16 protein-coding genes are annotated in these 21,256 nt (G+C 64.0%); 15 read left to right on the top strand and 1 reads right to left on the bottom strand.

All coding sequences use genetic code 11. From position 1 onward, the window contains the following. The first annotated feature begins 73 nt into the window (after positions 1-73). Genes AC22G6_RS17520 through AC22G6_RS17570 form a run of 11 tightly spaced genes read left to right on the top strand, consistent with a single transcriptional unit; the run spans position 74 to position 12,098 of the window. Complete coding sequence (locus AC22G6_RS17520; protein ID WP_487367836.1) at positions 74-1,228, top strand: amine dehydrogenase large subunit; 1,155 nt, start codon at positions 74-76, stop codon at positions 1,226-1,228. Then, positions 1,228-1,779: a MauE/DoxX family redox-associated membrane protein gene (locus AC22G6_RS17525; RefSeq protein WP_199917014.1), complete on the top strand. Its 552-nt coding sequence runs from the start codon at positions 1,228-1,230 to the stop codon at positions 1,777-1,779. The genes AC22G6_RS17520 and AC22G6_RS17525 overlap by 1 nt, the downstream gene beginning before the upstream one ends. Then, positions 1,776-2,378, top strand: a complete 603-nt coding sequence (gene mauD / locus AC22G6_RS17530; protein ID WP_108973578.1) for a methylamine dehydrogenase accessory protein MauD — start codon at positions 1,776-1,778, stop codon at positions 2,376-2,378. Before AC22G6_RS17525 ends, mauD begins: the two co-directional genes overlap by 4 nt. Before the next feature lie 25 nt (positions 2,379-2,403). Continuing rightward, positions 2,404-2,940, top strand: coding sequence for a methylamine dehydrogenase light chain (locus AC22G6_RS17535; RefSeq protein WP_487367837.1), 537 nt, complete (start codon positions 2,404-2,406; stop codon positions 2,938-2,940). Positions 2,941-2,948: 8 nt separating this feature from the next. Beyond that, positions 2,949-3,413, top strand: a complete 465-nt coding sequence (locus AC22G6_RS17540) for a c-type cytochrome (RefSeq protein WP_487367838.1) — start codon at positions 2,949-2,951, stop codon at positions 3,411-3,413. 49 nt (positions 3,414-3,462) lie between these two features. Then, a complete protein-coding gene (locus AC22G6_RS17545) occupies positions 3,463-4,842 on the top strand; it encodes a DUF1329 domain-containing protein (protein ID WP_487367839.1) in 1,380 nt (459 codons plus the stop codon). A 27-nt stretch (positions 4,843-4,869) separates the two neighbouring features. Beyond that, positions 4,870-6,654 carry a DUF1302 domain-containing protein gene (locus AC22G6_RS17550; RefSeq protein ID WP_487367840.1) on the top strand — a complete coding sequence of 595 codons (1,785 nt, stop codon included), beginning with the start codon at positions 4,870-4,872 and terminating at the stop codon, positions 6,652-6,654. A 58-nt stretch (positions 6,655-6,712) separates the two neighbouring features. Next, on the top strand, positions 6,713-9,076 hold the full coding sequence (locus AC22G6_RS17555; protein WP_487367841.1) for an efflux RND transporter permease subunit: 2,364 nt from the start codon (positions 6,713-6,715) through the stop codon (positions 9,074-9,076). 11 nt (positions 9,077-9,087) lie between these two features. After that, positions 9,088-10,044 (top strand): WD40/YVTN/BNR-like repeat-containing protein, encoded by a 957-nt coding sequence (locus AC22G6_RS17560; RefSeq protein WP_487367842.1) that lies wholly within the window; start codon positions 9,088-9,090, stop codon positions 10,042-10,044. 15 nt (positions 10,045-10,059) lie between these two features. Next, positions 10,060-10,542, top strand: a complete 483-nt coding sequence (locus AC22G6_RS17565; RefSeq protein ID WP_487367843.1) for a tellurite resistance TerB family protein — start codon at positions 10,060-10,062, stop codon at positions 10,540-10,542. A gap of 53 nt (positions 10,543-10,595) precedes the next feature. Next, entirely contained in the window at positions 10,596-12,098 is a 1,503-nt protein-coding gene (locus AC22G6_RS17570) for an aldehyde dehydrogenase family protein (RefSeq protein ID WP_487367844.1), read from the top strand. A 79-nt stretch (positions 12,099-12,177) separates the two neighbouring features. On the opposite strand, the gene AC22G6_RS17575 is transcribed toward AC22G6_RS17570, so the two are convergent. Beyond that, on the bottom strand, positions 12,178-12,675 hold the full coding sequence (locus tag AC22G6_RS17575; RefSeq protein ID WP_487367845.1) for an Lrp/AsnC family transcriptional regulator: 498 nt from the start codon (positions 12,673-12,675) through the stop codon (positions 12,178-12,180). 212 nt (positions 12,676-12,887) lie between these two features. Here AC22G6_RS17575 and AC22G6_RS17580 point away from each other — a divergent pair, with 212 nt between their 5' ends. From AC22G6_RS17580 to AC22G6_RS17595, 4 genes are all read left to right on the top strand, one after another. Then, positions 12,888-16,490, top strand: a complete 3,603-nt coding sequence (locus AC22G6_RS17580) for an indolepyruvate ferredoxin oxidoreductase family protein (protein WP_487367846.1) — start codon at positions 12,888-12,890, stop codon at positions 16,488-16,490. Positions 16,491-16,634: 144 nt separating this feature from the next. After that, the gene (locus AC22G6_RS17585; RefSeq protein WP_487367847.1) at positions 16,635-18,812 is read left to right on the top strand and encodes a malate synthase G; all 2,178 of its coding nucleotides are present in this window, start codon (positions 16,635-16,637) and stop codon (positions 18,810-18,812) included. 135 nt (positions 18,813-18,947) lie between these two features. Beyond that, complete coding sequence (locus AC22G6_RS17590) at positions 18,948-19,868, top strand: LysR substrate-binding domain-containing protein (RefSeq protein WP_487367848.1); 921 nt, start codon at positions 18,948-18,950, stop codon at positions 19,866-19,868. 94 nt (positions 19,869-19,962) lie between these two features. After that, positions 19,963-21,120 carry an alpha-hydroxy acid oxidase gene (locus AC22G6_RS17595; RefSeq protein ID WP_487367849.1) on the top strand — a complete coding sequence of 386 codons (1,158 nt, stop codon included), beginning with the start codon at positions 19,963-19,965 and terminating at the stop codon, positions 21,118-21,120. Positions 21,121-21,256: the final 136 nt, after the last annotated feature.

The following is a 21,256-nucleotide window of genomic DNA, read 5'->3' on the forward strand; positions in this document are numbered from 1 at the left end:
AATACGAGAAACGCCGGCGATCACCAGGGTCCGTTCGCGAGACCAGGTTTGCCGGGTTGCAAGGAGCTCAGTCGTGGTTCGATATCGCGCCCTGAAGACCTGCGCGGCCGCATTGCTGATTGCCCTGTCGGGTGCATCCGCAAACGCCGAGCTGGCCGTCGAAATTCCCTCGGTGGAGAAGCTTGCGCCACCCGATCCCTACCGCATTTTCCTGTCCGATATTGCGATCAGCCACATCGTCGATGGACGCCTGCATGTGCTCGACGGCAAGAACATGAAGTATCTCGGCGTGATCGCTGCCGGCTACGCCGGGCAGGCCGTGCTGTCGCCCGATCGCAGCGAGGTGTATGTCGCCACCACCTACTATTCGCGGCTGTCCTCGGGCGAGCGCACCGATACGGTGGACATCCACGATGCGCAGACGCTGGTGAAGACCGGCGAGATCGTGATTCCGCCCATTCATGCGCAATCCCTGCATTACAAGGGCACCATCCGCACCTCCGCCGATGGGCGCTGGCTGTATGTGCTCAATGCCACGCCGGCGATCTCCGTGACGGTGGTCGATCTCAAGGCGCGCAGCGTGGTGTCGCAGATCGATCTGCCCGGCTGCTGGATACTGCTGCCTGCCGAGTCGGTTTCCAACCGCTTCTCCACCATCTGTGGCGACGGCACCATGCTTACCGTAACGCTCGACGACAAGGGCCAGGCCGTCGATCAGCAGCGCAGCGCCAAGTTCTTCGACCCCGACGTCGACCCCATCTTCATCCACGGTGAGCAGGACGGCGACACCTACCGCTTCGTGTCCTACGGCGGTGATCTCTACACGGCACACCTTGGCGCTGCGGTCGCCACTTTCGACCCCAAGTGGTCGCTGCTCACGGCTGCCGAACGCAAGGCGGGCTGGCGCCCTGGCGGCTACCAGTTGCTGGCACAGCACAACGCCAGCGGGCGCATTTTTGTCGGCATGCATGACGGTGCCAAGGTGGGCAGTCACAAGTTCCCGGCCAAGGAGATCTGGGGTTTCGATCTGAAAACGCAGAAGCGTGTGACACGGGCGCCGGGCAGCAACGCGATCGCACTGGCGGTGAGCAAAGGCGACAAGCCCAGGCTCTTTGCCTATGACGGTGTCACCGGTGCAATGGCGGCCTACGATGCCAGCGCTGCGCTGAAGCTGGTCGGCCGCATGGAAGGCGTCGGCGTGACGCCGACCATGATGGAGCTGCACTGATGGACGCCCTTGCCATCGACCCGGTGCTGGCGCGTGCCTGTGGCGCCGCACTGGCGGTCATCCTGATCGTGGGGGCGTGGCAGAAGCTGCGCGACCTGGTGGTGTTCGAGGCTTCGGTCGAGCTGTACCGGCTGCTGCCCGAATCGCTCGTGCCGCTGTTCGCCCGTCTCTTTCCCGTGCTTGAAGCGATGGCCGGCGTCGCGCTGCTGTTCGATGCGTCACGTCCGCTGGGTCTTGTACTCGGCGTCCTCGTGCTCGGCAGCGCAACGGCCGGCGTTGCAATCAACGTTGCCCGCGGTCACACCGAGATCGACTGTGGTTGCGGCGGTGCCGAAGGCCACACGCGCCTGTCCTGGCTGCTCGTGGCGCGCAATGCGGTGCTTCTGGGCCTGCTTGTGGTCGGCGCGCAACTCGGCACCGATCGCGGCCTGGTGTGGATCGACTACCTCTCCGTTGCCGGCGGCACCCTGATGCTGCTCACTCTTTACGCGGCGGCCAACCAGCTGCTCGCAAACCAACCCCATCTCGCCCAAATGAGGAGCGGATCATGAATGAAGCCCTGATGATTTCGAACGTCCTGTTGTGGATTGCGGTGCTTGCCGCACTGGTCGGACTGTTTGCCCTGGCGCGGCAGATCGGCGTGCTCTACGAGCGTGTTGCGCCGATGGGCGCGCTGATGCTCGATACCGGCCCGCAGGTGGGTGAGGCCGCACCGGTGTTCGATCTCCCGCACCTCACCAATAGCCGCGATCGCATCTCGCTCGGCCTGCCCGGTGACAAGAGCACGCTGCTGTTCTTCCTGTCGCCGACCTGCCCGGTGTGCAAGAAGCTGCTGCCGATCCTGCGCTCGGCAAATCAGACCGAGCGCAGCTGGATGCGGGTGGTGCTGACCTCGGACGGCGAACAGCCGGAACACCTCGCCTTCTACGACAAGGCCGGGCTGCAGGACTTCCCCTATGCGCTCTCGCGCGAGCTTGGCATTGCCTATCGAGTGGCAAAGCTCCCGTATGCGGTGCTGATCAATGAGCAGGGCCGGATCGCCGCCAAGGGGCTGGTCAACTCCCGCGAGCAACTCGAAAGCCTTTTCACCGCCAAGGAAATGGGTGTGGCCTCGGTACAGGCCTACCTCGATCAGCCGGGCAAGGCCTGATTCCGAAGAGACAAGGAGAACGCAAATGAAATGGCTGGATGAATTCTTCGAACGCAAGACGCGCAAGGTTGCGCAAAGCGCCTCCCGGCGCAGCGCATTGATCGGCATCGGCAAGCTGCTTGTCGGTTCGGCCTTCGTGCTGCCGGTGCTGCCTTTCGATCGCACGGCCCAGGCGGCAGGCGCCACCGCGTCCAAGAAGGCGGCGGGCAAGTTGCCGACCGACCAGGACTGCGAATACTGGCGCTACTGCGCACAGGACGGCTACCTGTGCAACTGCTGCGGTGGCACCGCGTCGAGCTGCCCACCCGGTACCGAGGCATCGAAGGTGTCCTGGATCGGCACCTGTCACAACCCTGAGGACGGCAAGGACTACCTCATCAGCTACAACGATTGCTGCGGCAAGACCTCCTGCGGGCGTTGCTTCTGCAACACCAACGAACGCGAGATGCCGGGCTACCGCATGGGCCTGCATAACGACATCAACTGGTGCATGGCCAACGACTCGACGATGTTCCACTGCACGATGGCCACGGTGGTCGGCCTGGCAGACGTCAAGAGCTGAGGGCGGACATGAACAGGCTGCTTGCGGCGGGTCGGACAGGCATACTGGTTTGGGCCGCACTGCTGGGCGCTTCCCTGACAGCAGGCGCCGCGCACGCGTCCGAAGCGGGCAAGGCGCGCTACCAGTACATCCTGAATTGTGCGGGTTGCCATCAGGCCGACGGCAGTGGCGCGAAGTCGGGCGGTGTTCCGACCATGCGCGGGCAGATCGGGCACTTTGCCAGCATTCCGGAGGGGCGCGACTTTCTGGTGAAGGTGCCCGGCACTTCGAACTCGGCATTAAACAATGCCGATATCGCCCGCATGCTGAACTGGATGCTGCAGGCATTTTCCGCAGAAACGCTGCCTGCCGATCTGGCGCCATACACCGAAGCCGAAGTGACCCGTTTGCGCAGTCAGCCGCTGAGTGATGTCAGCGCCACCCGGCGAGCCATCGTCAGCAAGCTGGCGGCGCGTGGTGTTCGCATCGAGTAGGGGCCGGTGCAGATCGATTCTTCTTTTTACCTTGTAAGGACCGAGCAACATGGACAAAACGACAAGAAATCCGATGCGCCCTGCAGTGATGGCGCTGTTGATTGCAGGTTTGCTGGGCAGTGGCCTGAGCCATGCGGCCCCAACCGAAGCCGAAGTGGCCAGTCTGGGCAAGACGCTGACCCCGATCGGTGCCGAGGCGGGCAAGAACGCCGATGGCAGCATCCCGGCCTGGACCGGCGGCATGACGCAGGTACCGGCGGGCTGGAAGGCGGGCAGTGTTGATCCGTACAAGGATGACAAGCCGTTGTTCTCCATCGATGCCTCGAACGCGGACAAACATGCGGACAAGCTCTCGCCCGGCCAGCTCGCGCTGATCAAGGCTTACAAGGGCTATCGGATGGACGTCTACCCGAGCCGGCGCAGCTGTCCGGTGCCGGATGTGGTCGCCCAGCAGACGAAGAAGAACGCGAGTGCGGCGAAACTTGGTGCCGATGGCTGGCAGCTTGAGCAGGTGCTCGGCGGCGGCATCCCGTTTGCCATCCCCAAGACCGGGGCCGAGGCGATGTGGAACTACAAGCTGCGCTATACCGGCACGGGGCGCAGGGCGCAGATCTCGGCCCTGTTGCCGGACAAGGATGGCGGTTACACGGAAAACAAACAGTGGGCTTTTGAACTCTATCCGTTCAACGACCCGGCGGTCACCGGTCCGGCCGATGTCGAAGGGGTCGAGTCGATGCTGCTGTACGAGGTCCTGTCCCCCGCATCGCGTGCGGGTGAGGGCTATCTGATTCATGCCTACCTCGACAAGCCGCAGGACGCCTGGATCTACTTCCCCGGTCAGCGTCGCGTGCGCCGCTCGCCAACCTTCGCCTACGACAACCCGATTGCGGGTTTCGACAACCTGTATTTCGTGGACCAGATCAACGTCTTCACCGGTGCGCTCGACCGCTACGACTACAAGCTCGTCGGCAAGAAGGAGATGTTCGTTCCGTACAACTCCTACAAGCTGATCGACAAGAAGAACAAGTTCAAGGACATGGTCGGCCCGGACTACGTCAATCGTGACTTCATGCGCTACGAGCCGCACCGCGTATGGGTGGTCGAGGCCACGGTGAAAGCCGACAAGCGCCATTCCTTTGCCAAGCGCGTGTTCCACTTCGATGAGGACTCCTGGGCACTGCTGCAGGTCGACATGTACGACGCCAAGGGCAATCTGTGGCGGGTACAGGAGGGCAGCCTGTGGGCGGCGCCCGATGTCGGTGCCTGCATCACCTATGAAACCCAGATGTATGACCTCGTCGCCCGACGCTACGTGGTGGACAACTGGACGGCCGAAGGCGAAGTCATCGACCTGACCGCGGCGAAGGAGGGGCGTATCAACCAGGCCACCTTCAGCCCCGACCAGATGCGTCGCCGCGGCGAGCGCTGACCCGACCCCAGACTCAAGGAGACTTCCATGAAGACACAGACGATTTCACATCGTCGGGCGGCGTTCGCCCTCGCTCCCTCAACCCTTGCGCTCGCGGTGGCAGCGACATTGTGGGCACCAAGCAGTCATGCCTTTCGTTTCGGCTCGGAGGAAGGCCTGTCGGGCGCTTTTGACAGTACGGTGTCCTTCGGTGTGAGCGCCCGCACTTCGTCTGCCGGCTGCTCCACGCTGGGCAACGACAGCGGGGGGTGCAACAACGGCACCAACAACGATCTCTCGAGCGTCTACAACCTAGCAAATGGCACCGGCTACGCCAATGCCGACTTCAACTTCACCAACTTCGATGATGGCAACCTGAACTACAAGAAGGGCGATGTGTTCTCTGCGGCGCTGAAGGGCACGCACGATCTCGCCCTGAAGTACCCCGGCGGCTGGAGCGCGCTGGCGCGCTTCACCTGGTTCAAGGACTTCAAGGCCGATGACACCCGCCGTACAGACGTCGCCAGCGAAGCGTCCGGTGACGTGACCCTGCTGGACGCCTGGGTGGCGAAGAGCTTCTCCATCGGCGACCAGTACGGCAAGGTCAAGCTCGGCAACCAGGTGATCTCGTGGGGAGAGGACATCTTCATCCTCGGTGGTGTAAACCAGATCAACGCGATCGACCTGCAGAAATTCCATGTGCCGGGCACGCAGTTGAAGGAGATCTTCATCCCGGCGCCGATGCTGTCGGGCTCCTTCGGTATCACCGAGTCCTTGGGCATGGAGGCCTACTACCAGTTCGGCTGGAACAGCTTCAAGTTTGACCCCTCCGGTACCTTCTTCTCTGCGGCCGACGTGCTGGGCAAGGGGCGGCGCGTCGCCTACCTGCCGACGTCGATCTGTAACGATTTTGGTATTCCGGGGCCCTGTGGAGACAGTTCCGGCCTGACCGACGCGCAGATGCTCGCCAACGGCACGGCAGTCCCCTATGTCGGCACCGAGAAGCCGCGTGACAGCGGCCAGTACGGGGTGAACTTCCGCTACAACGCGGAAGAGATTGATACCGAGTTTGCCTTCACCTATCAGCGCTACCACGACAAGCTGCCCTTCCTCGGTTTCACCGGCAATCGCAGTGGCGCGGTGACCGGCTATTACGTCGCCTACGGCGAGGACAAGGATCTCTACGCGATCTCGGCCAACACCAAGCTGCTGAACGTGGCGGTGGGCGCGGAGCTGTCCTACCGTCCGCGCGACAGCGTCGGTATCGACCCGACCGTACCCTTCGGCTCGATCTTCGGCGGCAGCTACGACAAGAACAGCGTGTACGACGTGGGCAGCCATCCGGGCTTTGTGGAAGAAGAGAAGTATCAGTTCCACCTGACCGGCTTCTACACCTTCTCGCACAACGACCCCCTGGGTGGTCTGGCCAAGGCCGTCGGCGCCAGCGATGGCTTCATTCTCACCGAAGCGGCCGTCACCCATTACCCGGGCCTCGACCGCAGCGGACGCACGCCTTACTTCCTGCCTGACTACTCGCTGCCGGACAAGACGTCGTGGGGCTACGTGTTCGAGATGGGCCTGAACTACCCCAACGCCTTTGGCAGCGGGGTGACGCTGACGCCGCAGATCGACTGGTATCACGACGTCTCGGGCACCAGCCCGAACGCGATTCCCTTTGTCGAGGGGCGCAAGGCGCTCACGCTTTCCTTGTTCGCGAACTACCGCGATGCGTGGAAGGGGGCCATCCAGTGGGTGAACTTCCATGGAGGCGGTGCCAATAACCTGATGCGTGATCGCGACTTCATTTCCGCGAGCATTTCCTACTCGTTCTGATGCGCAGTGCCGGGGCCGGTTGTATCCGGTCCGGCCCCGGACCAATGGACTCCCCAACATGATCGAGAAATCAGTCCTGGCCCTGCAGCGTTTCTGCTTCAGGTTCCGTTTGCCGATCCTGCTTGCGCTGCTGGTGTTTACCGCAGTGATGGCGACCTTCGCCGCGCGGCTTCACATGAGCGCCGGCTTCGACAAGCAGCTGCCGCAGGACCACGAATACATTCAGACCTTCAACCAGTACCGAGAGGTGCTGTTCGGGGCCAACCGCATCATCGTCACGGTTGAGGCGAAGAGCGGTGACATCTGGAACGAGAAGGCGCTGACCAGACTGTACGACGTTACCCAGGCCCTGTTCTTCATGAAAGGGGTTGATCGGCGCACGGTGAGTTCGCTGTGGACGCCGAACACCCGGGCGGTACAGATCACCGAAGAAGGGATGAAGGCCGAAGACGTGATCGGCGGCGATGTCACGGTGAAGGCGCTGACGCCCGAGAATATCTCCGCGATCCGCGAGCGCACCATCATCGGCGGCTTTGTCGGCAGTCTGGTGGCGAATGATTCGTCATCGGCGATGGTGGTGGCCGAACTGGCCGACCCCGACCCCCAGACCGGCGAACGCCTCGACTATTTCGAGTTCAGCCAACGTCTGGAAAAGGAGTTGCGCGCCGCCTTCTCGGATGACGATATCCGTATCCGCATCATCGGATTCGCCAAGCAGATGGGCGACATCTCCGAAGGCGCGACCAGTGTGATCGAGTTTTTTGCGCTCGCCTTCCTCCTCACCACCGCCGCCGTCTACTGGTATACGCGCTCGTGGCTGCTCACCTTCCTGCCGCTTTCGTGCTCACTGGTGTCCGTGGTGTGGCAGTTCGGCACAATCACGCTGCTGGGCTTCGGGCTCGACCCGCTGGCCATTCTCGTGCCCTTCCTGGTGTTCGCCATTGGTGTGTCTCACGGCATCCAGCAGGTGAACTACATCGCCAAGGAGGTGATCAACGGCGCCGACGGCTATACCGCGGCCAGCCGCAGTTTTACCGGCTTGCTGGTGCCGGGCACGCTGGCATTGATCACGGCCTTCGTCGGCTTCGCCACCCTGGTGCTGGTGCCGATCCCGATGATCCGCGAGCTGGCGATCACGGCCTCGGTCGGGGTGGCGTACAAGATCGTCACCAACCTGATCATGCTGCCAGTGCTGGCAAGCTATTTCCGCTTCGACGATGCCTTCGTGCTTCGCGCCGGCAAGGTCGAACACCTGCGCAACCGCATGATGGCCTCGCTCGGCGTGCATATCGCCAGCCCGCGCAATGCCGCCATCGGCACCCTCGTGTGCGCACTGCTGATGGGCGTGGCGGTGTGGCAGAGTCAGGGCCGTCACGTAGGGCATGTGCTGCCAGGTGCGCCCGAGCTGCATGACGATTCGCGCTACAACCAGGACGTGGAAGCCGTCGTCGATCACTACAGCCTGGGCCTCGATCTGCTGACGGTGGTGGTGGAGACACCGGCTGACGGCTGTTACCGCCACGACGTCATGAGCCATGTGGACCGCCTGACCTGGCAGCTGGCCAATGTGCCCGGCGTGCTCTCGGCGCAGTCGCTGCCGACGCTGGCCAAGCTTGCGGCCTCGGGGGTAAACGAAGGCAATCCGAAGTGGGCGGCGCTGCCACTGGACGAGCTGACGATGGGCGAAGCGGTGCGGCAGGTGCCTGAGGGGCTGCGGCTGTTCAATGCCGACTGCACCGTGCTGCCGGTGAATCTCTACCTTTCGGACCACAAGGCATCGACTATCGAAGGCGTGGTCGCCGCCGTAAAGCACTTCCGCGACACCCAGCCCTTCGACGGCGTCACCGTCAGGCTCGCCAGCGGCAACGCAGGGGTGCAGGCGGCAACCAACGAGATCGTCGAGCATTCCGAGTTGCCGATGATGCTCTACGTATACGCGACGATCCTGGTGCTGGTGTTCCTGGTGTATCGCGATTGGCGGGCCATGATCGCCTGTTGCGTACCGCTCACCCTGGCCACCTTCCTCGGCTACTGGTTCATGAAGGAGCTCGACATCGGCCTGACCGTGGCGACCTTGCCGGTGATGGTGCTGGCGGTGGGGATCGGCGTCGATTACGCCTTCTACATCTATAACCGGCTGCAGATGCACATGGCCCATGGCGAAGACATCGTCACCGCCTTCAAGCAGGCCTTGCGCGAGATCGGCGTCGCCACCGTATTCACCGCTGTGACGCTGTCGATCGGGGTCGCCACCTGGTCTTTCTCCGCGCTCAAGTTCCAGGCCGACATGGGCATGCTGCTGACCTTCATGTTCATGATGAACATGATCATGGCCATTACGCTGCTGCCAGCGCTCGCGGTCACGATCGACATGCTGATTCCGCGCCGGGGGCCGGTGCGCGCCCCACTGATGGCGCATTGAGGAGATTCACGATGAAGAAGTGTTTTCCATTGATGCGTCTGATCTGCGCGCTGCTGGTGATCGCGGCGCCCGGCGCAGGCGTGCAGGCCGCAGATCCAGCCCCCGTGCCGGCCATGAAGGCCCGGCTGGCAGCAAAGGTCGCGCTGACCGGCCTGGTGCGGGCCGGCGATGCGCTGGTGGCAACCGGTGCGTATGGCACCGTGGTGCGTTCCACCGACAACGGCCAGACCTGGCAGCAGGCCGAGGTGCCGGTGAGCACGCTGCTCACTGCGCTGCATTTCGTCGATGCCGAGCGCGGCTGGGCGGTGGGGCATGGCGGCGTGGTGCTGACCACCACCGATGGCGGCGTCAAGTGGACCCTGCAACAGCAGCTTGCAGACAAGCCGGTACTGTTGTCGGTGCATTTCGTCTCTGCAGACAAAGGCTTCGCGGTCGGGGCGTATGGCAGCGCCTGGCGCACGGTCGATGGCGGTCGCAACTGGTCGCCGATGGTGGTCGGCAGCGGTCGCGACACCGACATGCACCTCAACCATATCTTCGCCACCAGGAAAGGCGTGCTCTTTGCGACGGCCGAGTTCGGCCTCGCGTTTCGCTCTGCCGACGGTGGCGGCTCCTGGCATCCGCTCACGACCGGCGTCTCGGGTTCGCTGTGGAACGGGCTGGAGGGGGCGAACGGCGAGATCGTGCTGCTCGGCATGAGCGGCAGGGTGCTGGTCAGCGCCAATGGCGGCGACAGCTTTCAGGTGTTCGAGCACGACAGCGGGCAGTCGCTGAGCGCTGCGGTCGTCGATGCCAGTGGCGGCCTGATCGTGGTGGGTTCAGGTGGGCTGGTGCTGCGCGGGCGCGAACGTTTCGAGACCGAAATTCGTGCCGATCGTCAGAACCTCGCTGCGGTGGCGCTCGCGGCAGACGGCGGCCTGATTGTGGCCGGGCAACTCGGTGTAGAGCGCGTTGGCAGCGGGAACTGACAAGGAGAGGTGCAGATGTTGAATCGATTGATTGCCCTGCTGCGCGGGGATCTCGAAGCAGAGGCGACCGAGGCCGGCCCCTTCGAGCGGCGTCACATCGCGGTTGCGGCGCTGCTGCTCGAAGCCATGTACGTCGACCACAAGGCGAGTGCGGACGAGCATGCCGCGGTGATCCGCCTGCTGCGCGATCACTTTCACCTGCGTGGCGATACGGCCGCGCAACTGGTCAGGGTCGCCGACGAACGTTTCGCCGAGGTTCTCGACGACTGGGAGTTTGGCGAGGCCGTGCGGACAGGCTTCAACCCGGCCGAGCGCCAGGAAATTCTGACCCTGCTGTGGGAGGTGGCGTATGCCGACGGCGTGCTTGCGGGCATGGAGCGCCGGCTGCTGAACAGACTGGCGCGGCAGCTCGATCTCGGGCTGCCGGCGATCGAGCAGGCCCGTGCGACCGCTGCGGCGCGTGGTGGCCTGATTCGCACAGGACCCGAGGACGACTGAGTCGTACCCGTTTAACCGCAGCACCATCAAAAACAACACCAGGAGACATGTGAATGGAACGATATCAAGGGCAGTTCATCAGTGAGGCCACCCGCCAGTTTCTGGCGCGACCGAAGCGCATGCTGATTGGCGCCGAATGGCTCGATGCCGAAAGTGGTGAAACGCTCGAGGTGATTGACCCCGCCAGCGGCCAGCCCTTTACGGCGGTGCCGGCCGGTGCGGCAGCGGATATCGACCGCGCGGTGGCAGCTGCCCGTCAGGCCTTCGAGTCTGGCGAGTGGTCGAGGATGCGTCCGGTTGACCGTGAGCGCCTGCTGCTGAAGTTTGCCGATCTGGTCGAGGCCAACGCGCAGGAACTCGCCGAGATCGAGGCGCTCGACAACGGCAAGCCGGTGGTTATGGCGCGTCACGTCGATGTGGCTCTTGCGATCGACTTCCTGCGCTACATGGCCGGGTGGGCGACCAAGATCGAGGGTTCGACCATGGATCTTTCGGTGCCGCTGATGCGCGAGCGCGAGCTGTTCGGCTTTACCCGACGCGAGGCTGTCGGCGTGGTCGGTGCGATCATCCCGTGGAATTTTCCATTGTTGATGGCGGCGTGGAAGGTGGCGCCGGCGCTGACCTGCGGCTGCACCATGGTGCTCAAGCCGGCCGAGGAAACGCCGCTGACCGCGCTGCGTTTTGCGGAACTGGCGCTCGAGGCGGGCTATCCCCCCGGTGTGCTCAACGTGGTGACTGGCCACGGCCATACCGCCGGTGCGGCGCTGGCCGGACACAAGGGCATCGAAAAGGTCGCCTTTACCGGTTCGACCGAGATTGGCAAGCTGGTCGGCAAGGCGGCACTCGACAACATGACCCGGGTTTCGCTCGAGCTTGGCGGCAAGAGCCCGGTGATCGTGCTCGATGACGCCGATCCGACGAAAGCGGCCGCGGGTGCTGCGCAGGCCATCTTCTTCAATCAGGGCCAGGTGTGTACAGCGGGTTCGCGCCTGTTCATCCACAAGAGCCGTTTTGACGAGGTGGTCGAAGGGCTGTCGGGCATCGCGTCGGCCATGAAGCTTGGCCCAGGTATCGACCCCTCGACCCAGGTCGGACCGCTTGTCTCGGCCATTCAGCAGCAGCGCGTGCTCGGCTACATTCAGAGCGGCTATGCCGAAGGCGCGCGGGCTGCCGTCGGTGGTGCAGCCGGTGGCGGCGAGGGCTACTTCGTCAAACCCACGGTGCTGGTCGATACGCGCGACGACATGAAGGTGGTGCGCGAGGAGATCTTTGGCCCGGTGGTGGTGGCGATGCCGTATGACGACCTGGACGAAGTTGCGCGTCGCGCCAACGATACGCCTTACGGCCTTGCCGCCAGCATCTGGTCCAACGACCTGTCACGCGTGCATCGCCTGATCCCCAGAATCAAGGCTGGCACGGTATGGGTGAACTGCCACAACATCCTGGACAACGCGATGCCCTTCGGCGGTTACAAGCAGTCCGGCATCGGGCGCGAGATGGGGCGTGCAGTGCTCGACATGTACACCGAATCCAAGTCGGTGATCATGGCGCTCTGAGCAAGCAGGTCATGGTGTTGCAGCCGGCTGTCGAGGCGCAGTTTTCGATGGCCGGCTGCAATTTTTTCCTGTGCTGTTTTCAGGTGGCTTTTGCCTTCGGCGCATTGCCGAGGTGATCAAGCGGCAGTCTCGTGCTGCGCTTGAGTTCGGTCAGCGCGATATTCGATTTGACGCTGCGCACCCCGCCGATCCGCATCAGGCGGTGCAGCATGAAATCCGACAGTGCGGGCAGGCTCGGGGTCATGACCCGCAGCAGGTAGTCTGCCTCGCCACTGATGGCGAAGCATTCGAGCACTTCTTCCATGTCGCGAATTGCGTCGGTGAAGGCATCGGTGTGGACCTCGCCATGACGTTCCAGCGAAACATTGACGAACGCGGTCACCCCGAGACCGACTGCGGCCGGGCGCAGCAGCGCGACGTAGCGCTCGATGAATCCGGACTGCTCCAGTCGTTGCACCCGACGACTGACCTGTGAGGGTGACAGATGGATGCGTTCGGCGAGCACCGCATTGGATGCCTGGCCGTCGGTTTGCAATTCGGACAGCAGTTGCAGGTCGTATTTGTCGAGGTCGATCATGGCTTGTGCATCTTATTGCGATTTGATGCACGAAATATTCGTCGATCCCGTGTTTTGGTGCAAACAATGCACGCATCGTGGGCACGCAACGGCATACGATAATCCTGTTGCCCGTATCGCCGGGAGCCAAACCCGGCAATACGAATCAAAGCTGATAAAAGCAGGCCGGCGCGCTGTGGGCAGTGTGTCGGACCACAACAGGAGACACGCCCATGAACACGCTCACCGTGGCCGCAGCCGCGCCGGTGACAGCGGTGAATCGCGACTACCGCCTTGCCGACAATCTCGAGGCCGTTCGCGGCCAGGTCTTCCTGACCGGTACCCAGGCGCTGGTGCGCCTGCCGCTGATGCAGGCCGCGCTTGACCGCGCAGCGGGACTGAACACCGGCGGCTTCATCAGCGGTTACCGCGGCTCACCGCTCGGCGCCTACGACCAGCAGCTGTGGAAAGTGAAAACCCTGCTCGATGCCAACCGCATCCGCTTTCTGCCTGCCGTCAATGAGGAACTCGGGGCGACTGCCGTGCTCGGCTCGCAGCAGGTCGAGCGCGATGAAGCGCGCACCGTCGATGGCGTATTTGCGATCTGGTACGGCAAGGGGCCGGGCGTGGACCGGGCCGGCGACGCGCTGCGCCACGGCAATGCCTACGGGGCGTCGCCGCACGGTGGCGTGCTGGCGGTGGTCGGTGACGATCATGGCTGCGTGTCGTCGTCGATGCCGCACCAGAGCGACTTCACCCTGCAGGCGTGGAGCCTGCCGGTGCTCAATCCGGCCTCGGTGGCGGAGATGATCGAGTTTGGTCTGTATGGCTGGGCACTGTCGCGCTTTTCCGGTTGCTGGGTAGGCTTGAAGGCGATCTCGGAGATGGTCGAGAGCGGCTCTACGGTGGATCTGGATGCGATTCGGGCCCGCTTCGAGGCGCCAGCGGATTACACGCCACCAGAAGGCGGGCTGCACTATCGCTGGCCCGATCTGCCAAGCCTGGTGATCGAGCAGCGCCTCGCCGCCAAGCTCGACGCTGCGCGTCATTTCGCGCGCCACAACTCGATCGACCGCCTGCTGTGTCCGGCGACGTCAGCCGACGTCGGCATCGTGACCTGTGGCAAGGCGCACCTCGACCTGCTCGAAGCACTGCGCCGACTCGGGCTTGGCATGGATGATCTGGAGGCCAATGGCATCCGCCTGTACAAGGTGGGTCAGAGCTTTCCGCTTGAGCCGGGGCGCATGCGTGCCTTTGCCGCCGGCCTGAAGGAAATCCTGGTGGTCGAGGAGAAGGGGCCTTTCGTCGAGCAGCAGATCAAGAACCTGTTCTATAACGACGACCCTGCGCGCCGACCGCAGGTGTTCGGCAAGACCGCGCAGTGCGGTGCGCCCTTGCTGTCCGCACTGGGCGAGTTGCGACCGTCGCGGGTGATGCCGGTGCTGGCCGACTGGCTGGCGCGCCATCGTCCCGTGCTCGATCGCCGCGAGCACGTCGAGGATTTCACCGCGCCGACCTTGCTGTCGAACGCGGCTGACGGGGTGCGCCGGGTGCCGTACTTCTGCTCCGGCTGTCCGCACAACACCTCGACCCGTGTGCCCGAGGGCTCTCATGCGCAGGCCGGCATCGGCTGCCACTTCATGGCCTCGTGGATGCCCGACCGCGAGACCACCGGCCTCATTCAGATGGGGGGCGAGGGTGTGGACTGGGTGGCGCATTCGGGCTTTACCCGCACCCCGCACGTATTCCAGAACCTGGGCGACGGCACCTATTTTCACTCCGGCTTTCTCGCCATCCGCCAGGCGATTGCGGCGCGGACCAACGTCACCTACAAGATTCTCTACAACGACGCGGTGGCGATGACCGGCGGGCAGCCGGTAGACGGCACGGTGACGGTCGATGCCATCGCGCGTCAGGTCGAGGCCGAAGGCGCACGCAGGGTGGTGGTGGTCAGCGACGAGCCGGAGAAGTTCAAGGGACACGAAGGCCAGTTCCCGCGTGGCACGAGCTTTCATCACCGCAGCGAACTCGACACCGTGCAGCGCGAATTGCGCGAGGTGAAAGGCGTCAGTGTGCTGATCTACGATCAGACCTGCGCGGCCGAGAAGCGGCGCCGGCGCAAGAAGAAGGCTTACCCGGATCCCGACCGCCGGTTGTTCATCAACGCAGCGGTGTGCGAAGGCTGTGGCGATTGCGGCAAGCAGTCCAACTGCCTGTCCATCGTGCCGCTGGATACCCCGCTGGGGCGCAAGCGCATGATCGACCAGTCCTCGTGCAACAAGGACTATTCCTGTGTCGAGGGCTTCTGCCCCAGCTTCGTGTCGGTGATCGGTGGCAAGGTGCGCAAGGCGGTCGGTGCCAGCTTCGACGAGGACAGGCTGCAGGCGCGGGTGGCGGCGCTTGCGCTGCCGGCGAAGCACGAATGGAGCGGCCCCTACGATCTGCTGGTGACGGGTGTCGGTGGCACTGGTGTCGTGACGGTGGGAGCGCTCGTCACCATGGCGGCGCACCTGGAGGGCAAGTCTGCGTCTGTGCTCGACTTCATGGGCTTCGCGCAGAAGGGCGGGCAGGTGCTGTCCTTCGTGCGCATGGCGACCGATTCCCGCGCGCTCAATCAGGTACGGATCGACACCCAGCAGGCCGATGCGGTGATTGCCTGCGATCTGGTGGTGGGCGCGAGCAACGATGCGCTGCAGACGATCAAGCATGGGCGCACCCGCGTCGTCGCCAATCTGCACGAGATCCAGACCGCGAAGTTCGTGCTCGATCCCGAGGCCGACCTTCATGTTGAGGCGCTGCTGGAAAAGATCCGTTATGCCGCAGGCGCGGCACAGCTCAGTACCTGTGATGCACAGGCGCTGTCGGTGCGCATGCTCGGCGACACGATAGGCGCGAACATCCTGCTGCTGGGATTCGCCTGGCAGCAGGGGCTGGTGCCGGTTTCGCTTGAGGCGCTGGCGCGCGCGATCGAGCTCAACGGGGTGGCGGTGGCCACCAATCTCACCGCGTTCAGCCTCGGGCGCCTCGCCGCGGGCGATCCGCAAGGGCTGGCGGCGCTTGCCGGCACTACGCACGATTCCGCTGTGCAGCCCGACGAGGGGCAGGGCGAATCCCTGGCGGCACTGGTCGATGCACGGGTCGCGATGCTCACCGCCTATCAGAGTGCCGCCTATGCCAGTCAGTACCGGGCGCTGGTGGACGAGGTCGAACGGGCCGAGCGCAAGCTCGTGGGCGAGCTTGGCGTCCTGCGCTTGAGCCCGGTGGTGGCGCGTGTCCATGCCCGCTTGCTGGCGATAAAGGATGAGTACGAAGTTGCGCGGCTGTTTACCGCCGGGCAGTTCGATGCAGCGCTGAACGAGCAGTTCGAGGGTGACTTCAGTCTGCAGTTTCATATGGCGCCGCCGCTGCTGTCACGTCCCGGCCCCAATGGGCGTCCGCGCAAGCTCACCTTCGGCCCGCGTCTGATGCCGCTCCTCAGGCTGCTGGCACGGGCCAAAGTCGTGCGTGGCACGGTGCTCGACATCTTCGGACGCAGCGAGGAGCGTCGCATGGAGCGCGAACTGGCTGCGGACTACGCCCGAACCGTCCGTGCGCTGCTGCCGCGGCTCACGAGCGTGAACATGTCGCAGGCAATCGAGCTGGCAGGTCTGGCCGACGGTATTCGAGGCTTCGGCCCGGTGAAGCTTGCGAACCTGCGCCGCATCAAGCAGCAGGAGCGCACGCTTGTACATGCGCTGGGCCTCGATTTCGTGGCCGGACCGACGGTTTCGCACCTGTGCGAGCCGGTCCGCGGGCGTGCTGCACTGCAGGCGATTTCGGTCGTAAAGGCACCTTGATCTACCCGCAAAGGCGGCGAGCGTTTATCCTTCTGTGCTGGCGTGGCGATCAGACCGGTGTGTCCGGGGTGATCTGCTGCGGGTGCGCAGGGCCGTGGCGCTGCTGCAAGCCTGTTGATCAACGACAACGAGAGAACGAGAGACATGACCGAACGCGTGAACTGCGGGCGCCTGCAGGTGGCTGCCAAGCTCAAGACATTCATCGAAACCGAAGCTCTGCCGGGTACCGGCGTCGATGTAGCCGCCTTCTGGGCCGGATTTGATGCGCTGGTGCATGATCTTGCGCCGAAAAATCGTGCGCTGCTCGCCGAACGCGACCGTTTGCAGACCGAGCTCGACAACTGGCATCGCGAACATCCGGGTCCGATCGAAGACATGGGGGGGTATCGTGCCTTCCTGACGTCGATCGGCTATCTGCTGCCGCCCCCGGCTGAGGTCAGCGTTGATACCGCCAACGTGGACAGCGAAATCACCTCGCAGGCCGGCCCGCAACTGGTGGTGCCGGTGATGAACGCACGTTATGCGCTCAATGCCGCCAACGCACGCTGGGGTTCGCTGTACGACGCCCTCTACGGAACCGATGCCATCGCCCAGACCGACGGCGCAGAGATCACCAAGGGCTACAACCCGGTTCGCGGCGCCAAGGTCATCGCGTTCGCGCGCCAGGTGCTCGATCAGGCCGCGCCGCTGGCCGGTGCTTCGCATGCCGATGCCGCCGCTTACGCCGTCGTCGATGGCAAGCTCGCGGTCAGGCTCGCGAACGGCAGCACCGTCGGCCTGCAGCAAGCCGAGAAGTTCGTCGGTTTCGTTGGTGAGGCCACTGCGCCCACGGCCGTGCTGCTCAAGAACAACGGCATGCATATCGAAGTCCAGATCGATCGCGAAGGCATGATCGGCAAGACCGATGCGGCCGGCATCAACGACCTGCTGATGGAAGCCGCACTGTCGACCATCATGGACTGCGAAGACTCGATCGCTGCAGTCGACGCTGAAGACAAGGTGGTGGTGTATCGCAACTGGCTGGGCCTGATGCAGGGTACGCTGACCGAAGAAGTGGCCAAGGGCGACAAGACCATCGTCCGCCGTCTCAACGCCGATCGCGAATACACCGCTGCAGACGGCGGCGCGCTGCGTCTGCATGGCCGTGCGCTGCTGTTCATCCGCAACGTCGGTCATCTGATGACCAACCCGGCCATCATCGACGGCGAGGGCCACGAGATTCCGGAAGGCATTCTGGATGGCGTCGTCACCACCCTGATCTCGCTGCACGACCGGGAGCGCAAGGGCAACTCGCGCACCGGCAGCATGTACATCGTCAAACCCAAGATGCACGGACCACTCGAAGTCGCGTTTGCCGACGAGTTGTTCGGACGTGTCGAGGACCTGCTCGGGCTGCCGCGCTACACGATGAAGATGGGCATCATGGATGAGGAGCGTCGCACCAGTATCAACCTCAAGGCCTGTATCGCCGCGGCCAGCCATCGCGTGGCTTTCATCAATACCGGCTTCCTCGACCGCACCGGCGACGAGATGCATACCGCGATGGAAGCGGGCCCGATGATGCGCAAGGGCGACATGAAGTCCTCGGCATGGATTCAGGCGTATGAGCGCAGCAACGTGCTGGTCGGCCTGGCCTGCGGCCTGCGCGGCAAGGCTCAGATCGGCAAGGGCATGTGGGCGATGCCCGACCTGATGGCCGCGATGCTCGAACAGAAGATCGGTCATCCGAAGGCTGGTGCCAACACCGCATGGGTGCCGTCGCCGACCGCCGCCGTGCTGCATGCGCTGCACTACCACCAGGTCGATGTTCAGGCCGTGCAGCAGGAACTGGAAAAGATCGATCTTGATGCCGAGTACGACAGCCTGCTGGACGGTCTGCTGACCGTACCGGTGGTTGCGGAAGCAAAGTGGTCGGCGGAAGAGCGCCAGCAGGAACTCGACAACAACTGTCAGGGCATCCTGGGTTATGTGGTGCGCTGGGTGGAGCAGGGCGTGGGTTGCTCCAAGGTGCCGGATATCAACAACGTCGGCCTGATGGAAGACCGTGCGACGCTGCGCATCTCCAGCCAGCACATCGCCAACTGGTTGCGTCATGGCGTGGTGCAGCCGGCGGAGGTCGAGGAAACCCTGCGCCGTATGGCTGCGGTGGTGGACGGCCAGAATGCCGGCGATCCCGCCTATCGCCCGATGGCGCCGGATTTTGCTGCCTCGGTTGCATTCCGTGCCGCGCGCGACCTGATCTTTGAAGGTTGCGTGCAGCCCAGCGGTTACACCGAGCCGTTGCTGCATCACTACCGTCAGGTGTTCAAGGCCACGCACTAAGCGGCCCTGAGCCGTAAGACGACAAAGCCGGCCCGTGTGGCCGGCTTTTTTACGCCTGGAGGCGGACGACCCGGCGGCATCCGGGCCGGGCGTGATAGCCTTGAACCCACGCCAGAATGCCAGATTCGCCAGAAAATGACCCTGCCTGCCGACGTTCGCTTCCCTTCCATCGACGGATTGCGCGCCTTCGAGGCGGCGGCGCGGCTGGGCAGCTTCGAGCGCGCGGCCGACGAGCTCAACGTGACGGCGAGCGCGGTGAGCAAGCGCGTGTCTACGGTCGAGGATTTGCTCGGTGCGAGCCTGCTGGTCCGTGGCGGCAAGGTGCTCGGGCTCAGTGCGCTGGGCAAGGAGTATCTGGAGCAGGTGCGGGCGGCGCTCGGCCTGCTCGCTGCCGTGCCCCTGCACCGGCGCGCCTCGCAGCGTGTCGAGCGTTTGCGCGTGTGCGCGCCGCCGACGTTTGCGCGACAGATTCTGGTGCCCGCGCTGGCGTCCTTCACCCGCGCCCAGCCACAGATTGAACTCGAAATCGTGCTCAGCGTGCCCTACCTTGATCAAGGCGCAGACGATGCCCAGATCGAGGTGCGTCATGGCGACCTTGCGGCCCATGGCGGCGATGTGCTGATGCAGGACAGGGTCGTGCCGCTGGCATCGCCGTCGCTGCTGAGCACGCTTGGACCGCTGAGCACTGCGGCCGACCTCGCCGGTTTGCCCCTGTTGCGCACGCCGCTGGAACCCTGGGCGCCGCTGTTCGAGGTCGCCGGTCTGGGGCGTCTGGAAGAGCCGGCGGTCGGGCCGCGTCTGGTCGATCTCGGCTTGCTGCTGGAGGCCGCGGCGAGCGGGCAGGGGGTGGCGCCGGGGCGGCCGTCGCTGGCGCGGCAATGGTTGCGCAGTGGCGCGCTGCAGCCCTTGTTCGGGATTCAGGCCGAGGCGCGCACCCAGTACTACATCGCCACCGCGTCGCCGCAGGGGCCTGCTTCGGTTTTTGCAGACTGGCTGCGCGAGGTGTGTGCCGCAGCGGCGCAGGAAGGAGCGGAACTTCTTTCCCGTCGCAGCTGAAAATCCTTCCGACCGCTGCGAGCGTTTCCGGGCGACGATCAAGGCCTGACAGTTTCAGCCCACCCAATCCAGAAGAATATCCGGAGACCCGCATATGCCCGTGATCACCTGCATCGAAGACCTGCGACGACTTGCCGAAAAGCGCGTGCCGCGCATGTTCTACGATTACGCCGACTCCGGCTCGTGGACCGAGAGCACCTACCGCGCCAACGAATCCGATTTTCAGCCGATCAAGTTGCGCCAGCGTGTGGCGGTCAACATGGAAGGTCGCAGCCTGCGCACGAAGATGGTCGGGCAGGACGTTGCCATGCCGGTGGCAATCGCGCCCACTGGGCTGACCGGCATGCAGCATGCCGACGGAGAGATCCTGGCGGCGCGTGCCGCGGAGAAGTTTGGCGTGCCCTTCACCCTGTCGACGATGAGCATCTGCTCGATCGAGGACATTGCTGCGCATACGACTTCGCCATTCTGGTTTCAGGTGTACATGATGCGAGACCGCGATTTCATCGTCCGCCTCATCGAGCGCGCACGTGCGGCAAAGTGCTCAGCCCTGATGCTCACACTTGACCTGCAGATCCTCGGCCAGCGTCACAAGGATCTCAAGAACGGCCTGTCGGCACCTCCGCGTCCGACCATCGCGAACATGATCAACCTCGCGACCAAGCCGCGCTGGTGTCTCGGCATGCTCGGCACGAAGCGTCGCAGTTTCGGCAACATCGTCGGGCATGCCAAGGGCGTGGGCGACATGTCCTCGCTGTCGAGCTGGACCGCCGAGCAGTTCGACCCGGCGCTGAGCTGGGCCGACGTCGAGTGGGTCAAGAAGCAGTGGGGTGGAAAGCTGATCCTGAAAGGGATCATGGACGAAGAAGACGCGCGCCTCGCCGCCGACAGCGGCGCGGATGCGCTGATCGTCTCCAACCACGGCGGCCGTCAGCTCGACGGTGCGCCGTCGTCGATTCATGCCCTGCCGGGCATCGTCGAGGCCGTGGGTGACCGCATTGAGGTGTGGATGGACGGCGGCATCCGCAGCGGGCAGGACGTACTGAAAGCCGTGGCGCTCGGCGCGAAGGGCACGCTGATCGGTCGTCCCTTCCTTTACGGGTTGGGTGCCATGGGCGAGGCGGGCGTGAGCAAGTGCCTGGAACTCATCGCCAACGAGATGGACATCACCATGGCATTCTGCGGCCACACCGACATTCGCAATGTCGGGCGCGATGTGCTGATTCCGGGGACGTATCCGCAGGGCGCGTGACGCCGCCGATGGTCTGCTGTCGAGGCGCTGCGGTCTGCGCGCTCCGTCGGGCGGGCAGTCCGTGTCCGATGATCGCGAAACACAACGCGACATGAAAAAAGAGGGCGCCCCGTCGGGGCGCCCTCTTTCAATCTGG

This window comes from Parazoarcus sp. PS-13 R2A (genome assembly GCF_057621855.1).

Coding starts and splice junctions, on each gene's coding strand:
- AC22G6_RS17525 (WP_199917014.1), top strand. CDS start 1,228: ATGGACGCCCTTGCCATCGACCCGGTGCTGGCGCGTGCCTGTGGCGCC.
- mauD (WP_108973578.1), top strand. CDS start 1,776: ATGAATGAAGCCCTGATGATTTCGAACGTCCTGTTGTGGATTGCGGTG.
- AC22G6_RS17535 (WP_487367837.1), top strand. CDS start 2,404: ATGAAATGGCTGGATGAATTCTTCGAACGCAAGACGCGCAAGGTTGCG.
- AC22G6_RS17540 (WP_487367838.1), top strand. CDS start 2,949: ATGAACAGGCTGCTTGCGGCGGGTCGGACAGGCATACTGGTTTGGGCC.
- AC22G6_RS17545 (WP_487367839.1), top strand. CDS start 3,463: ATGGACAAAACGACAAGAAATCCGATGCGCCCTGCAGTGATGGCGCTG.
- AC22G6_RS17550 (WP_487367840.1), top strand. CDS start 4,870: ATGAAGACACAGACGATTTCACATCGTCGGGCGGCGTTCGCCCTCGCT.
- AC22G6_RS17555 (WP_487367841.1), top strand. CDS start 6,713: ATGATCGAGAAATCAGTCCTGGCCCTGCAGCGTTTCTGCTTCAGGTTC.
- AC22G6_RS17560 (WP_487367842.1), top strand. CDS start 9,088: ATGAAGAAGTGTTTTCCATTGATGCGTCTGATCTGCGCGCTGCTGGTG.
- AC22G6_RS17565 (WP_487367843.1), top strand. CDS start 10,060: ATGTTGAATCGATTGATTGCCCTGCTGCGCGGGGATCTCGAAGCAGAG.
- AC22G6_RS17570 (WP_487367844.1), top strand. CDS start 10,596: ATGGAACGATATCAAGGGCAGTTCATCAGTGAGGCCACCCGCCAGTTT.
- AC22G6_RS17575 (WP_487367845.1), bottom strand. CDS start 12,675: ATGATCGACCTCGACAAATACGACCTGCAACTGCTGTCCGAATTGCAA.
- AC22G6_RS17580 (WP_487367846.1), top strand. CDS start 12,888: ATGAACACGCTCACCGTGGCCGCAGCCGCGCCGGTGACAGCGGTGAAT.
- AC22G6_RS17585 (WP_487367847.1), top strand. CDS start 16,635: ATGACCGAACGCGTGAACTGCGGGCGCCTGCAGGTGGCTGCCAAGCTC.
- AC22G6_RS17590 (WP_487367848.1), top strand. CDS start 18,948: ATGACCCTGCCTGCCGACGTTCGCTTCCCTTCCATCGACGGATTGCGC.
- AC22G6_RS17595 (WP_487367849.1), top strand. CDS start 19,963: ATGCCCGTGATCACCTGCATCGAAGACCTGCGACGACTTGCCGAAAAG.